At 42.6% G+C, this 14955-nt stretch carries 12 protein-coding genes; 11 read left to right on the top strand and 1 reads right to left on the bottom strand.

From position 1 onward, the window contains the following. The first annotated feature begins 305 nt into the window (after positions 1-305). From ntrB to AB0756_RS36930, 6 genes are all read left to right on the top strand, one after another. Positions 306-1151 carry a nitrate ABC transporter permease gene (gene ntrB / locus AB0756_RS36955; protein ID WP_038081183.1) on the top strand — a complete coding sequence of 282 codons (846 nt, stop codon included), beginning with the start codon at positions 306-308 and terminating at the stop codon, positions 1149-1151. 79 nt (positions 1152-1230) lie between these two features. After that, positions 1231-3213: a nitrate ABC transporter ATP-binding protein gene (locus AB0756_RS36950; protein WP_038081182.1), complete on the top strand. Its 1983-nt coding sequence runs from the start codon at positions 1231-1233 to the stop codon at positions 3211-3213. A gap of 257 nt (positions 3214-3470) precedes the next feature. Next, the gene (locus AB0756_RS36945) at positions 3471-4319 is read left to right on the top strand and encodes a nitrate ABC transporter ATP-binding protein (protein WP_038087528.1); all 849 of its coding nucleotides are present in this window, start codon (positions 3471-3473) and stop codon (positions 4317-4319) included. A gap of 577 nt (positions 4320-4896) precedes the next feature. Continuing rightward, positions 4897-6519 (top strand): ferredoxin--nitrite reductase, encoded by a 1623-nt coding sequence (locus AB0756_RS36940; RefSeq protein WP_038087531.1) that lies wholly within the window; start codon positions 4897-4899, stop codon positions 6517-6519. Positions 6520-6580: 61 nt separating this feature from the next. Continuing rightward, positions 6581-8095, top strand: a complete 1515-nt coding sequence (locus AB0756_RS36935) for a NarK family nitrate/nitrite MFS transporter (protein WP_038087535.1) — start codon at positions 6581-6583, stop codon at positions 8093-8095. Positions 8096-8324: 229 nt separating this feature from the next. Beyond that, complete coding sequence (locus AB0756_RS36930; RefSeq protein WP_038087538.1) at positions 8325-10517, top strand: molybdopterin oxidoreductase family protein; 2193 nt, start codon at positions 8325-8327, stop codon at positions 10515-10517. A gap of 19 nt (positions 10518-10536) precedes the next feature. Here AB0756_RS36930 and AB0756_RS36925 read toward each other — a convergent pair whose 3' ends face one another. Beyond that, positions 10537-11682, bottom strand: a complete 1146-nt coding sequence (locus AB0756_RS36925) for a hypothetical protein (protein ID WP_237265911.1) — start codon at positions 11680-11682, stop codon at positions 10537-10539. A 229-nt stretch (positions 11683-11911) separates the two neighbouring features. Between AB0756_RS36925 and AB0756_RS36920 the strand changes: the two genes are divergently transcribed. The 5 genes from AB0756_RS36920 (at position 11912) to AB0756_RS36900 (ending at position 14889) form a co-directional block, all read left to right on the top strand. Continuing rightward, positions 11912-12172, top strand: coding sequence for a helix-turn-helix domain-containing protein (locus AB0756_RS36920; RefSeq protein WP_038087541.1), 261 nt, complete (start codon positions 11912-11914; stop codon positions 12170-12172). A gap of 105 nt (positions 12173-12277) precedes the next feature. After that, positions 12278-12796, top strand: coding sequence for a hypothetical protein (locus AB0756_RS36915; RefSeq protein WP_038087544.1), 519 nt, complete (start codon positions 12278-12280; stop codon positions 12794-12796). A 33-nt stretch (positions 12797-12829) separates the two neighbouring features. Beyond that, positions 12830-13339 (top strand): ankyrin repeat domain-containing protein, encoded by a 510-nt coding sequence (locus AB0756_RS36910; RefSeq protein WP_050045618.1) that lies wholly within the window; start codon positions 12830-12832, stop codon positions 13337-13339. Positions 13340-13708: 369 nt separating this feature from the next. Then, entirely contained in the window at positions 13709-14164 is a 456-nt protein-coding gene (locus tag AB0756_RS36905) for a phosphate-starvation-inducible PsiE family protein (protein ID WP_038087547.1), read from the top strand. 122 nt (positions 14165-14286) lie between these two features. Then, complete coding sequence (locus AB0756_RS36900) at positions 14287-14889, top strand: DJ-1/PfpI family protein (RefSeq protein WP_038087550.1); 603 nt, start codon at positions 14287-14289, stop codon at positions 14887-14889. The last annotated feature ends 66 nt before the right edge of the window (positions 14890-14955 follow it).

The raw sequence follows: 14955 nt of genomic DNA, 5'->3' as shown, positions 1-14955 counted from the left end.
GCTCTGGTGAGTGGCGTCTTGCTCTTGCAGTCATAGCCTGCGACATTGCGAAGGTATGTGCTTAGCACTTAACATGTCGCGCCACCAACGAGAGGTCTCCATCTCCTTTGGAGATACCCCAAGAGCTAATGACTAATATAGCAATCCTAATTTGAGATCTAAACAAGGGGGACAAGCCAGACAAGCGAGACAAGATGTGTTTGTAAATCATTTAGGACTGCTATAGCAATTAGCAATTAGCAATTAGCAATTAGCTATTAGCTATTAGCCATTAGCATTAAAATAAATTTTGGAGATAAAAAATAATGACTGCAACCCTTGGGAATCGTACCCGGAAAAGAAAGGCTCAGAAAGAGCTCGCTCAATTGATATCTAAAAAAGTTGTTCCGCCAATCGTAGCGCTTGTACTTTTTTTGGCTGTTTGGCAATTACTGTGTTCTACCTTAAACTCGAATTTACCCGGTCCAATAGAAACTTTTTCAGAAACTTGGGACCCTTTTATTATTCAACCATTCTTTGATAATGGAGGAAATGATAAAGGATTGGGCTGGCAACTTCTTAATAGTTTGGGACGAGTTGGCTTGGGATTTTCTCTATCAGCTTTTTTCGGTATTTTTCTGGGTATGTTCATAGGATCTAACCAATTTTTTTATAATGCTGTCGATCCTCTTTTCCAAGTCCTGCGAACTGTTCCACCTTTAGCTTGGTTGCCTATTTCTCTAGCTGCTTTTCAGCAAGCCAATCCTTCTGCAATTTTTGTGATTTTTATCACCTCAATTTGGCCTATTCTTATCAATACTACAGTAGGAGTTCAGCAACTTCCTCAAGATTATAGGAATGTTGCGAGAGTCTTGAAATTAAGAGGGAGTAAGTATTTTTTCAAAATCTTGTTTCCCGCAACCGTTCCCTATATCTTTACTGGGTTGAGAATTGGTATTGGCTTGTCCTGGTTGGCAATTGTAGCAGCAGAAATGTTGGTTGGTGGTGTGGGTATTGGTTCATTTATTTGGGATGCATATAACACGACAACTGAAACTAATCTCAGCGAGATTATCTTGGCACTGATTTATGTTGGTTTAGTCGGTTTAATACTAGATAAATTGGTTGCTTTTGTTGCTAGAAAAGTTGTTCCAGAAGAACAAAAGAATTAGCAATAAATAGTTATCAAAACTACTAAATATGTACGAATGCGGCGGACTAGTAACCCTACTAACTACTAACATTTAACCAATGAATTTTGTAGAAATTGACCACGTTGAACGTGTATTCGATTTACCAAATGGTAACCAATATATTGCCCTGAAAAATATTGAACTGAAAATTCAGCAAGGCGAATTCATTTCCTTAATCGGACATTCCGGGTGTGGTAAATCAACTTTACTAAATATTATCGCCGGCTTAGATAGAGCTAGTATTGGCGGTGTGATATTGGAAGGCAAAGAAGTCCGAGAACCGGGTCCCGATCGCATGGTTGTGTTCCAAAATTACTCTCTGCTACCTTGGCTAACAGTGCGGGAAAACATTGCACTCGCAGTGGATGAAGTTTATCAAGACAAGCCTAAGGGCGATCGCAAAGCGATTGTCGAACATCATATCGATATGGTGGGGTTGCGCCATGCAGCACACAAACGTCCAAGCGAGTTGTCTGGTGGGATGAAACAAAGAGTCTCTATCGCTAGGGCTTTGGCTATTCGTCCTAAATTGTTACTGCTAGATGAACCTTTTGGCGCTTTGGATGCTCTCACACGGGGTAGTTTGCAAGAACAATTGATGAAAATTTGCAACGAACACAATTTAACCTGTGTGATGGTAACCCACGATGTGGATGAAGCGCTTTTGTTGAGCGATCGCATTGTCATGCTTACTAACGGTCCTGAAGCACATATCGGACAAATTCTGGAAGTACCCATTCCTCGTCCCCGCCAACGTCTTGAAGTCGTCAATCACCCCACATATTACAACCTCCGCAACGAAATCATTTACTTCCTCAACCAACAAAAACTGGCTAAGAAGCGCCAAGGAAAAGTTGAAGCACCTGCAATTGTTTCTTACAATGGTTTAGAAAAAACTAATTTGGAAATAGGTTTTCTTCCTTTAACCGATGCTGCACCCTTAATAGTTGCAAAGGAAAAAGGCTTCTTCCAAAAATACGGATTGGAAGAAGTTCATCTCAATCGCGAATTCAACTGGACAGAAATTGCTAGGGGTGTAGGTACTGGTAGGCTTGATGCGGCTCAAATGGTTGCTGGTATGCCACTTGGGCTGACTTTAGGTGCTGGTGGCAAAACTCCAGTTCCTGTAGTCACTGCTCTCACCCTCTCTCGCAATGGAAACTCAATTACTCTAAGTAAAGAATTTTACCAGCAAGGCGTGAAAACGCTAGCCGATTTAAAAACTGCATTCAACGCCAACCTAGACCGGGCTTACACTTTAGGAGTCGTGCATCCAGTATCAATGCAGAACCTAATCCTGCGTTATTGGCTGGCGGCTGATGGTATCGATCCAGACAAAGATGTTAGCTTAGCGATCGTACCACCATTAGAAATGGTTTCTAATCTAAAAAATGGAACAATTGATGGTTTCTGTGTTGGAGAACCCTGGAATGCTTGTGCTGTGAGCGAAGGTCTTGGCTATGTCATAGCCACCGATCTAGAAATCTGGTCGGGACATGCAGAAAAGGTTTTGGGAGTCAGGGAAGATTGGGCAAACAACCATCCACAAACACATATAGCGCTTGTCAAGGCTCTTCTAGAAGCATGCGATTATTGCGACGACTTCCGCAACCGCGAAGAAATATTGAAACTACTTTGTCGTTCTGAATATTTGGGTACAGATCCTGCATATACCCGTCTTGGTTTCATCGATCCTTACATTCGTGGTGATGGTCAACAACCCCAACAACTTACAACTTACAACCAATTCAAGTTTAATAAAAGCAATTATCCCGAACGCAGCGAGATGCTATGGATTATGACCCAGTTAGCGCGTTGGAACTTAATTCCATTTCCTAAAAATTGGGTGCAGATTGTTGAAAGAGTTTGTCGTACAGATGTATTTGGTATAGCAGCACGCGAACTTGGTTTCCTCGATATCGGTCGAGATACTCCACTCGAGCTATTTGACGGTAGGGTTTTCAACTCTTCAGAACCAATAGAGTATCTTGACAGTCTCGACATCAAACGACAACTGCGTATTGAAGAAGTGTTTATTTAGCTAATAGCTAATGGCTAATAGCTAATAGTTAGTTGTCAGTCTTGCATTAGCAATCAGTCATCAGCCACTAACCATCAGCCACGATCCATCAGCCATTAGCCATTAGCCATTAGCCATTAGCCATTAGCCATTAGCCATTAGCCATTAGCAATTAGCCCTTCGGGTTCGCCAGTTCCCTACGGCGGGAAACCCGCCTACAGGGCTGGTCTCACCATTAGCCATTAGCCATTAGCAATTAGCCATTAGCCATTAGCCATATGCAATCTCTAAACAGAATTCAAACTGAAAGTCATACACTCAAAACACAAAAACCAGAACCTTTTCTGGTTATTGAGGGTGTCACTAAAATTTACCCCACCGCCAATGGTCCTTACACTGTATTAGATGGAATTGACTTCACTGTCAATGAAGGGGAATTTATCTGTATTATCGGTCATTCTGGTTGTGGTAAATCAACACTGCTGAATATGATTTCTGGTTTTAATCAACCTACTGATGGAGTCGTGTTACTACAAAATCAGCCCATTACAGAACCAGGACCGGATCGGATGATGGTTTTCCAAAATTACTGTCTTCTACCTTGGTTGAATGTTTTTGATAACGTCTATCTAGCGGTTGATTCAGTTTATCCTAAAAAAACTGATGCAGAAAAAAGAGCAATTGTCAAAGAACATTTGGCAATGGTGGGACTTTCAGAAGCTGCACAAAAGAAACCCGGTCAAATCTCAGGCGGAATGAAACAAAGGGTGGCGATCGCTCGTGCTCTCTCGATCCGTCCTAAAGTTTTGATTTTGGATGAACCTTTTGGTGCATTGGATGCTATTACCAGGGAAGAACTGCAAGAAGAACTGCTGAAAATTTGGCGCGACCATCGGGTCACTATTTTGATGATTACTCATGACATTGATGAAGCTTTATTTATGGCAGATCGTCTGGTAATGATGACAAACGGTCCATCAGCGAGAATTGGTGAAATTTTAGATATTCCCTTTGCTCGACCCCGAAATCGTACCCGAATCATGGAAAATCCTAAATTCTACGAACTGAGAAACTACGCTCTGGACTTTTTGTATAACAAATTTGCTCGCGATAATGCAGCCGAATGAACAGTACATTTTAGATTTCGCATTGGAAAATAATTTGTAATAGAAAAAACTTATCAGTTCTATAGCATTCCTAAATTATTGGTGGATAAAGGAACCCGGTATTTTGCAACTACCGGGTTTCTCACGATGACTTTAATAGGGATGCATAATTTTTGTTCCTTACTGCTTTAATTATGCAAATATTGCATGATGTAAATATTGCATCATGCTGATACACTTTGTTCATCTATTTTCTAATTCCGTAACAAAATATACGATTTGTATGATTGGACGCGCTTAAATTAGGGGGTATAAATGGTTAACGAAAGAAATAGTTGAAGTCAATAAGGAAATTTATAAGGTGCGTATAATGACAAATTTGTCATGATTTAATGACCGCTCGTAAAGTAGTACAATCTGCAAAATTTTTGAAGAAAAAAGCAATTGATAATTCAGAGCAGATATTTATTGTAGGCATTTTCCCAAACTGAAATTGTATCTCATTTGAAGAGAACTGCGATAAGCCGGATGAGGCTTGCGCTTTGCGAACACACAAAAAGTCAGCCAAAACCAACAAACCATAATCTAAAGTGAGACTATGACTGACAAAGTATCTACCTCCACAGCCAGCTTAAATAAGTTTGAAAAATTCAAAGCTGAAAAAGACGGACTTGCTGTTAAGGCAGAAATAGAGAAATTTGCATCTCTAGGTTGGGAAGCAATGGATGAAACCGACCGCGACCACAGACTTAAGTGGATGGGCGTATTTTTTCGCCCTGTCACTCCTGGGAAGTTTATGATGCGGTTGCGAATGCCTAACGGTATTATCACCACCGACCAAATGCGTGTCTTAGCGGAAGTCATACAGCGTTACGGCGACGACGGTAGCGCAGATATTACAACCAGACAGAATATTCAACTGCGGGGTATTCGTATTGAAGACCTTCCAGACATATTCGAGAAATTCCATGCAGTCGGCTTAACCAGCATACAGTCAGGGATGGACAACGTTCGCAATATCACTGGCGATCCCGTTGCAGGGCTAGATGCAGAGGAATTGTTCGATACACGAGAGTTGGTGCAACAAATTCAAGATATGGTCACCAACAAGGGCGAAGGAAACCCTGAATTTACCAACCTTCCACGCAAGTTTAATATTGCCATTACGGGTGGACGTGATAACTCAGTTCACGCTGAAATCAACGATTTGGCTTTTGTCCCCGCTTTCTGGGAAGAGAAGGGAAGTGGGGATAAGGGAGAAGGAGAGCAACAGACCGCTCAGTCTCCAACTTCCGGTTCCCAATCCCGACAATTTGGCTTTAACATCCTCGTTGGCGGCTTTTTCTCTGCCAAACGTTGTGAAGCAGCAATTCCGCTAAATGCTTGGGTTCCGCCTGAGGATGTTGTCGCTGTTTGTAGAGCCGTTTTGGAAGTTTTTCGTGATAATGGCTCGCGTGCAAATCGTCTGAAATCCCGCTTGATGTGGTTAATTGATGAGTGGGGTATAGAAAAATTCCGTAATGAAGTTGAAAGTAAGTTAGGCAAACCATTGCTTGGTGCAGCAGCAAAAGATGAAATTGACTGGGAAAAACGCGACCACATTGGAGTCTACAAGCAGAAACAACCGGGATTAAATTATGTAGGCTTGCACGTTCCTGTGGGTCGATTATATGCCGAAGATCTGTTTGAAATGGCCCGTTTGGCAGAAGTTTATGGCAGTGGGGAAATTCGCCTGACTGTGGAAGAGAACTTCATTATCCCAGACGTTTCTGATTCGCGGTTGGAAACTCTACTAACGGAGCCCCTTCTAGAGAAGTTTAGTGTTAACCCAGCTCCTCTAACAAGAGCATTGGTCTCTTGCACCGGCGCACAGTTTTGTAACTTTGCTCTCATCGAAACTAAAAATCGTGCATTAGCCATGATTAAAGAACTCGAAAAGGAGTTAGAAGTGACTCATCCGGTGCGAATTCATTGGACAGGTTGTCCTAACTCCTGCGGACAGCCTCAAGTGGCAGATATTGGTTTGATGGGAACCAAAGCTCGTAAAAATGGTAAAGCAGTGGAAGGTGTTGACATATATATGGGTGGCAAAGTTGGCAAAGATGCTCACCTGGGCTCGTGTGTAGCCAAAGGAATTCCCTGCGAAGACTTGTTACCAGTTTTACGCGAACTCATTATCGAACACTTTGACGCACGCTTGCGAGAAGCAGTAACGGTCTAATAGTTAGCGGTTATTTACAACCAACCACTAACAACCAACCACTAACAACAATTTTTTTATCATGCTAAAAGGATTATTTTCGTTTCAAGGTCGCTACCGCATTCTGCATCAAACTTGGTTTGCGTTCTTTCTAACTTTTGTTTGCTGGTTTAACTTTGCTCCCTTTGCTACAACTATTGGGAAGGAACTTCATCTTGCACCAGAGCAAATTAAAACGTTGGGTATTTGCAACCTTGCTCTGACGATTCCAGCACGCATTATTATTGGTATGCTTCTGGATCGTTTTGGTCCTAAAATTACCTACACATTGCTGCTAATGTTTGCGGCTGTTCCTTGTCTTGCAACAGCACTGTCACAGAATTTTCACCATCTCGTTATCAGCCGCCTGCTGATGGGTATTGTCGGTGCGGGCTTTGTGGTTGGTATTCGGATGGTATCGGAATGGTTCCCTCCTAAAGAGATTGGAATTGCTCAAGGTATTTATGGTGGTTGGGGTAACTTTGGGGCTTTTGGAGCGGAGTTTAGCTTACCTCTGATTGCTGTTGCTGCTAGCTTTATGACTGGTGGAGCTTCTAACTGGCGGTTTGCGATCGCCCTAACAGGTATCGTCGCTGCTATTTATGGCGCAATCTACTACAACAGCGTCCAAGATACGCCTCCCGGTAAAGTCTATAAGACTCCTAAGAAAAATGGTGCTCTAGAAGTAACTAGTGTTAAAAGCTTCTGGGCGATGATTCTCTCGAATTTTGGTTTAATTTTTGCCCTAGGTTTACTTGCTTGGCGTTTGACACAAAAAAATATTCACTTTTTCAATCCAAGCCAAATGTACTTAATTTGGGTACTGTTAGGTGGCTTGTTTGCGTACCAAACATACAAAGCTTGGCAAGTGAATAAAGAACTGCTTGCTGGTAAGAAAACTTACGCTCCTTCAGAAAGGTATCATTTTGGTCAAGTCGCTTTACTGGAATTTACTTACGTCACTAACTTTGGTTCGGAACTTGCTGCTGTCTCCATGCTCCCTGCATTTTTTGAGAAAACCTTTGGTTTAGAGCATGTGATTGCTGGAATGATAGCTGCTAGCTATCCCTTCTTAAACCTAATTTCTCGTCCTAGTGGAGGATTAATTTCTGATAAGTTAGGCTCTCGCAAATGGACGATGACTGTTATCAGTGTTGGGATTGCTATAGGATATTTGATGGCGCACTCTATCAACAGCAGTTGGCCTTTACCACTTGCGATCGCAGCTACTATGTTTGCTGCATATTTTGCCCAAGCTGGCTGCGGTGCAACTTACGGTATTGTACCTTTGATTAAAAAAGAAGCCACGGGACAAATTGCAGGCAATGTAGGAGCATACGGTAATTTTGGTGGCGTAGTTTATCTCACAATTTACAGCTTGACCAACCCAACAACACTATTTGCCACAATGGGTATAGCAGCTATGATTTGTGCTTGTCTGTGTGCTTTCTTCTTAAAAGAACCAAAAGGCTCTTTTGCTGGTGCTTATGAAGGAGAATCTCCAGCACAAGAAACTCAAAATATTGCCCGTAATTCCGGAATTTTAGCAGAAGAATAAAATCCCTTCACGAACAAGGGTTCTCGTACCTTAACGTGAGTTTGACGAAGTCAAAGCAGACTTCATCCCAAACCCCCATCGTAAAGTTGCTCTCTCCCTTTTGTAGAAGAGGGGAGGGAGTAAGGGTAAAGTTTATCGAACTCACGTTACCTTATCAGTCGATCGATAAATAGGTATAAAGAAATACAATTATTTCTCTACAATTCTTCGGCAATCATAAATTTTTATCATGACTGAATTTACCAAAACTCTTTGTCCTTATTGTGGTGTTGGCTGTGGATTGGAAGTATCACCCCCAGCACAACTTGGGAAAGCAACTCACAGAGATAGTCAGGGAAATCCTACTTGGCGAGTGCGAGGAGATAAAGCACACCCATCAAGCCAGGGAATGGTTTGTGTCAAAGGTGCCACTATAGCAGAATCTTTGGATAAGAATAGACTCCACTATCCCATGGTACGAGACTCTTTAGATCAAAAGTTTCGTCGTGCTACTTGGGATGAAGCTTTTGATATCATCGTTAAACGCATTCAAACAGTACGCTACACTCAAGGACCGGAAGCTATTTGCATGTATGGTTCCGGTCAGTTTCAAACTGAGGACTACTACATCGCCCAGAAACTTTTGAAAGGATGTTTGGGAAGCAATAATTTTGATGCTAACTCTCGCTTGTGTATGTCGAGTGCAGTAGCTGGCTACATTCAAAGCTTTGGTTCGGATGGTCCTCCCTGTTGTTATGAAGATTTAGAATTAACTGACTGTGCGTTTTTAATTGGCACCAACACAGCTGAATGCCACCCCATTATTTTCAATAGACTGGAGAAGTACCGTAAAAAGAATCGCAAAGTCAAAATGATTGTGGTCGATCCGCGCCGTACACCAACCGCAGAAGCTGCAGACTTACATTTAGCGATTCGCCCCGGAACAGATATTGACTTGTTAAACGGGATTGCTCATTTGTTGATGCGTTGGGGCTATATCGATCCTGGATTTATTGAGGATTGTACCAGTAACTTTCCTTTATATGCAGAAGTGATTCGCCATTATTCCCCAGAAATCGTTGCTCATCAATGCGGGATTAGTGTTGAAGATTTAGAAACAGCAGCGCGTTACTGGGGTGACTCTCAGCGAGTTCTGTCTTTGTGGTCAATGGGTGTAAACCAATCCTCTGAAGGAACGGCTAAGGTTAGAACAATTATTAACCTCCACTTGATGACCGGGCAAATTGGTAAGCCTGGAGCGGGACCATTTTCTCTGACAGGTCAACCCAATGCAATGGGGGGGCGCGAGGCGGGAGGTTTAGCGCACTTATTACCTGGTTACCGATTGGTGAAAAATCCCCAGCACCGAGCAGAAGTCGAGGAACTGTGGGGACTCCCATCAGGACGAATTTCTCCCACACCTGGTTTAACGGCTTGGGATATGATAACCGGACTGGAAAATGGTGTTGTAGGGCTTTTGTGGATTGCTGCTACCAATCCTGCTGTGAGTATGCCAGATTTAGAGCGTACTAAAGCGGCGTTGTTGCGATCGCCTTTTACTGTTTACCAGGACGCTTATTATCCAACAGAAACAGCAGCTTATGCTCATGTCTTGTTACCAGCTGCTCAGTGGAGCGAGAAAACTGGTGTCATGACCAATTCCGAAAGAAGAGTCACTTTATGTCCGGCATTTCGTCAGCCACCGGGAGAAGCCAAAGCAGATTGGGAAATTTTTGCCGAAGTTGGACGCAGGCTGGGCTATGTGAAAGAGTTTGCTTTTGCTAACTCAAGTGAAGTTTACTCTGAGTTTGTCAAATTGACTCGCAATCGCCCTTGTGATATGACAGCTATCAGTCACGAACGGCTTCGAGCACAGGGTCCACTTCAATGGCCATGTACCAGTACTAACCCTACTCCCTCTAAAAGGCTCTACACCGATTTACGTTTTCCTACCCCAGATGGACGTGCCCGATTTGCAGCATACCACTCGCGAGGATTGGCTGAACCCCCAGATCCCAATTATCCTTTCGTGCTGACAACTGGAAGGCTTTACGGACACTGGCATACCCAAACGCGTACAGGTCGGATTGAAAAAACCCGTCAAATGCATCCCGAACCGTTCATTGAAATCCATCCCCGTGATGCAGCAACTCTCAACGTGGACGATAATCAATGTGTGGAAGTGCGATCGCGTCGTGGCAAAGCGAAGTTTCCAGTCAAAGTCACTCGTGCGATCGCACCCGGTACAGTGTTTGTTCCCATGCACTGGGGGGCTTTGTGGGCAGATAATGCTGAAGCCAATGCTCTAACTCACCCAGAATCCTGTCCCGACTCCTTACAACCAGAATTAAAAGCTTGTGCAGTACAGATTGTTCCTGTAACTGTCGATCTAACAGTCGCTAATTATCAACTGCAGCCATCGCGTCAATCTGCAAACTTCTAATGGCACCTCAAGCAAAGTTTTACCCGTTGCCTCTCAACTGTGCCACAAAAGTATCCAACCTTGAGGAACTCACGACTTCCGCCAATACATTCCCCATTCGCCGTACCTGATAAACACCCTCTCTGAGTTCTTGAAAGTCAACAATTAAGCCGGCTTTCTTCGCCCGTGACAATTTTTTCACCTCAATTGGCATCAACCCTCTCACCCGCTTCTTCTCCACGGGTGTCAGAGCCATCCATGCCTCTTGCTTGTAATCCTTAAGAACAGCCACAGCAACTCTTATTTGCTCCCAAGTGTTAGCATTCTGCAACGTCTCAATCAACAACTCAACGGGAGACTGGGTGCAGCGATCTGGTTGGAGTTCAACAATAGCATCACAATCCTTCGTAAAATTATCTTTTTCCAGTTCTGGCTCGAAAGTCCATTCACCCACCGTGTTTTCCTTAGACACCTCAGTGTTAGCATTCGTGTTAAAGTCCTCAACCCAAACTTCTTCACCAGATGGCTTAGAATTTTCCACCAACACTAGCCGCCCTTCCATGTACGCCTGCCGCAATGCTATAGCCTCAGCCACAACGCGCTGTGCCGTTAACCCTTCCTCATCTATCATCTTTTGCAAGGTAGTGCCAGTTCGCTCGTCACTCTCATGAATCGGTGGGATTTGGCAGTAACGCCGTCCATTCTTCGTCCGCCGCCAAATACTGGGTAATTCCTGTTTTGATTCCTTGGGTGGTTGCTGCTGGGCAATGAGGTCTCGAACTGTTTGTTGGGTAATTTCTGGTGAAGAGAGCAGCTGGTTAATAACGCTTTGGTACTTTTTGGGATTATTTGCCAAGCGGAAGAGAGTTGCTGGCTCGATTTGCGCTAAATCTTGACTTGAGAAGTGCTTAAATACTTCAGCCACTTTTAAGTATGGACGGTCTTCATTTTTCCAACCGTATTGCAAAAGCCGCTTTTTATACTCTCTTTTGGATAAATGCTCTTTTTGTTGGGCAAGCATCATGGCGTGAGTCAGGATGTTTTGGGTTGCCTGAGCGAGTGTATCAAAGGAATCACCAGGGGTTTCTGGTGCTATGGCATTGGCTTGGGCGAAGATGTATTGATTGAATTCTCGTTGAGCAAGAATTTGTTCGTTTGGTGTAAAAGCCTGAAGTTGTGGCATCATAGGGTTTGATTTAGTTTTTCTAGAGGGCGAGCGCATTTTGACTGGTGTCAGAGCGATCGCCTTTGTTTTTTGGCAGATTTTTTAGTCTTTTTAATCTCATCCGCACTATGAATATTCTACATTAAACGTAGTATATTCTATTTCTAATTATTATAAAACAACTTCTTATGATAATATTGAGAGGTAGATAAATCTACGCCTAAGAACTTTTAAACTGGGGATGTAGTGTATGTCCGCAAATAAAGTGATTCGTTGGAAATTAAATGAGGTGATGGCGCGAAAGCGTGTCAGGAACAAAGATTTAGCTGAAGCGTTAGGTATCACTGAAAATTCTGTTTACAGATTGCGTAAGGTTGATGAAATGCCAAGATTGGCTCCTGAAAGGCTGAATGGAATTTGTAGAGTATTAAACTGCCAGCCCGGAGAACTGTTGGAGTATGTACCCGATAATGGCAATGATAAAGTTGTTTCCATTGTGGAAGTGGCATGAATGCAATTACACTAAACACAGTAAATCCCCTCGCATTGCCATCACTTGCCTTGGAAGACAGAGTTTCGCAGTATTTATGACTAAAAGATTTTGATATGTCTGAAAATGGCAAAATTATATAAATATAGAGGTCCCGAGAATATCAGACTTTCTGTTGCTGGTTATCCTGTTGGAACCAGGATTAAATCAGTAGATGATTTAAAACGTTGGATAAATCAAACTCAGCAGAAGCCGAACATTGGAGGAGCGATCGCAGCCACTTTCATGGTTGACTCTGAAGGCTACATTTGTGTTGCAGACCGCCACTCCGAGCATGTAGCTTGTGCAGGCGGCAAATCTGTACTATCAGCTGGAGAGATATTTTTTGCCTACAACAAGCAGAATTTTGAAGTACTTGAAATTACAAACCAATCTACTGGATATTGTCCGGAGCCAGAATCATGGTCTCAAGTTGAAAAAGCACTGGAACAAATTCCAATTCCTCATCCTGGTCATTTTAGTACTGAGTTCATTTTTCGCCGCTGTCCTGTATGTCGTCAGGTAAATATAGTCAAAAATAATCTATTCTTGTGTGCTGTCTGCAATACAAATCTTCCAAAAATCTGGAATTTGAGTCCTGAATAGGATAGATATTATTAAGGCGGAGTCGGCATAATTATGCGTAAGTTTGTAGCAGCTATAAAATCCGGTGATGTCACTAAATTACGTCAACTCATAGCCAGTGATAGAACTAGCATCAAAGAAGCAAGCGGAACAATACTTTTAAGTGAAGCTGTCCGCGAGAATAATATAAAAATTGTTCGCTTATTAATTGAGTTAGGGGCTGAAGTCAATGATGAAGATCGGGTAATTTATGATTGTGAGACGCCTTTAGCCGTAGCAGCTTCTCAAGGAAATTTGGAGATACTTAAATTACTTCTTAATGCAGGTGCAGTTGTAAATATTCCCTTAAAAGACCCTGAATCTTGGACGCCACTCATGTGCGCTGTTAGCAGTCGAAATTTTGACGCTGTCAAACTCCTGGTAGAAGCGGGTGCAGATGTGAATGAAATCAGAGATGGTGGAAACTTCTCTTTGGCAATAGCCGCGTACTTTGGAGATCGAGAAATTTTTGATTATTTAGCTCCTTTAACAAATCCAGAATTACGACAGCAGATCGAAAAATAGTTTTGTAAGTTTGCTCAGATCCCCCAACCTCCTTGGGGATGCTGCTGGCGAATCATAAGTCTGACCCCTCACCTCAATCCGGTTGCTCTGTCTGGGAATGCCTTTGAGAAGTCGGGTATCTTGGAACCTCTGAAAATCAATGTGTGTAGGGGCAAATTTCACGTGCGAGGGCAGTGTTGCCATCAATGATTTCTATGAGTAACATTACTTATTGGTTATTATTCTTGCGATCGCGATGACAAAACGCAACGTAAAATCTTATAGTAATCCTAAATTTTTCATAAAAATTTTCCTGAGTGTGGAGTAGGCAATACTGTCCATACAAGGTCCGCTGGCAACCCCCACCCTACGTAGAAATAGGTGCTGCACATGAAGAGAGCGATTAAACGAATCAAAGAAGCCTTAAGAGATGAGAGCTTTATGCACTTCATTGAAGATATAGAAGTGCTAGTTTCCAAAGTTCTATCTCTTTTGATGGTGTTAGTTATTCTGGTAGCAATTGGAGACCTGGTAGTCTTTCTTGTCAAAGAACTATTTGATACTCCTTACGGAAAGTTTAATACTACATTATTTAAAATATTTGGTTTATTTTTAAATATTTTAATTGCTTTAGAAATCTTAGAAAATATCACTGCTTATCTTCGGAAGCACGTTTTTCAGGTTGAATTAGTTATTGTAACTTCTTTAATTGCTGTTTCTCGTAAGATTATCATTCTCGATTTAGAAAAAGTTACGGGTATCGATATTATAGGTTTGGGAATTGCCGTTCTAGCTTTATCTATCAGTTATTTGATAATTCGTTCTAGCAACAAGCAGAAAAATTAAAACCACAGAATTTGAGCGGACAGGATGCCCACTCTATAAGAGATTGAGCAATTGCTCAAGTTGCAACTTAAATGGACTTTAGCATAGTATTGTCAAATAACATAACACAGGGGAAACTGACAATGGCAGCCAAAAAACTTCTGATGCTAGTGGGAGACTATGTAGAAGACTACGAGGTAATGGTTCCCTTCCAAGCGTTGCAAATGGTGGGACATACGGTTCATGCGGTTTGCCCTGACAAAAAAGCTGGTGAGACAGTCAGGACAGCTGTCCACGATTTTGAAGGGGACCAGACATACAGTGAAAAGCCCGGTCATAACTTTACCTTAAATGCCACTTTTGCAGAAGTAGACCCCAACAGTTATGATGCCCTACTCGTTCCTGGAGGGCGAGCACCAGAGTATATTCGCCTGAATTCCAGAGCGATCGCCATCACCCGTCACTTTGCTGAAGCAAATAAGCCGATTGCTGCCATCTGTCACGGTCTGCAGTTATTGGCTGCTGCTGATGTTCTACAAGGTAAGAGTTGTACTGCTTACCCAGCTTGTAGCCCGGATGTACGTCTTGCTGGTGGGACTTATGTAAATGTTCCAGTTGATGAAGTGGTTGTTGATGGTAATTTAGTCACAGCGCCAGCTTGGCCGGCTCATCCTCGTTGGTTAGCCGCATTTCTCAAGGTTTTGGGCACTAAAGTAGAGCATCTAGAACTGGTATCTGTCGATTAGGGTTTCCACTTTATATTCACAATCGATCTGGCCCTATTATGAAGCTTGCACAATATGGCAAGTATC

The organism is Tolypothrix campylonemoides VB511288_2, assembly GCF_045999855.1.
Classification (GTDB): domain Bacteria; phylum Cyanobacteriota; class Cyanobacteriia; order Cyanobacteriales; family Nostocaceae; genus Scytonema; species Scytonema bouteillei_A.
The sequence above is the reverse complement of the archived record's forward strand: the minus strand, read 5'-3'. Positions and strand labels throughout refer to the sequence as shown.

Bases quoted from the DNA above. Each gene is read 5' to 3' on its own strand.
- ntrB (WP_038081183.1), top strand. From the start codon at position 306: ATGACTGCAACCCTTGGGAATCGTACCCGGAAAAGAAAGGCTCAGAAA.
- AB0756_RS36910 (WP_050045618.1), top strand. From the start codon at position 12,830: ATGCGTAAGTTTGTAGCAGCTATAAAATCCGGTGATGTCACTAAATTA.
- AB0756_RS36935 (WP_038087535.1), top strand. From the start codon at position 6,581: ATGCTAAAAGGATTATTTTCGTTTCAAGGTCGCTACCGCATTCTGCAT.
- AB0756_RS36905 (WP_038087547.1), top strand. From the start codon at position 13,709: ATGAAGAGAGCGATTAAACGAATCAAAGAAGCCTTAAGAGATGAGAGC.
- AB0756_RS36900 (WP_038087550.1), top strand. From the start codon at position 14,287: ATGGCAGCCAAAAAACTTCTGATGCTAGTGGGAGACTATGTAGAAGAC.
- AB0756_RS36950 (WP_038081182.1), top strand. From the start codon at position 1,231: ATGAATTTTGTAGAAATTGACCACGTTGAACGTGTATTCGATTTACCA.
- AB0756_RS36940 (WP_038087531.1), top strand. From the start codon at position 4,897: ATGACTGACAAAGTATCTACCTCCACAGCCAGCTTAAATAAGTTTGAA.
- AB0756_RS36920 (WP_038087541.1), top strand. From the start codon at position 11,912: ATGTCCGCAAATAAAGTGATTCGTTGGAAATTAAATGAGGTGATGGCG.
- AB0756_RS36915 (WP_038087544.1), top strand. From the start codon at position 12,278: ATGGCAAAATTATATAAATATAGAGGTCCCGAGAATATCAGACTTTCT.
- AB0756_RS36945 (WP_038087528.1), top strand. From the start codon at position 3,471: ATGCAATCTCTAAACAGAATTCAAACTGAAAGTCATACACTCAAAACA.
- AB0756_RS36930 (WP_038087538.1), top strand. From the start codon at position 8,325: ATGACTGAATTTACCAAAACTCTTTGTCCTTATTGTGGTGTTGGCTGT.
- AB0756_RS36925 (WP_237265911.1), bottom strand. From the start codon at position 11,682: ATGATGCCACAACTTCAGGCTTTTACACCAAACGAACAAATTCTTGCT.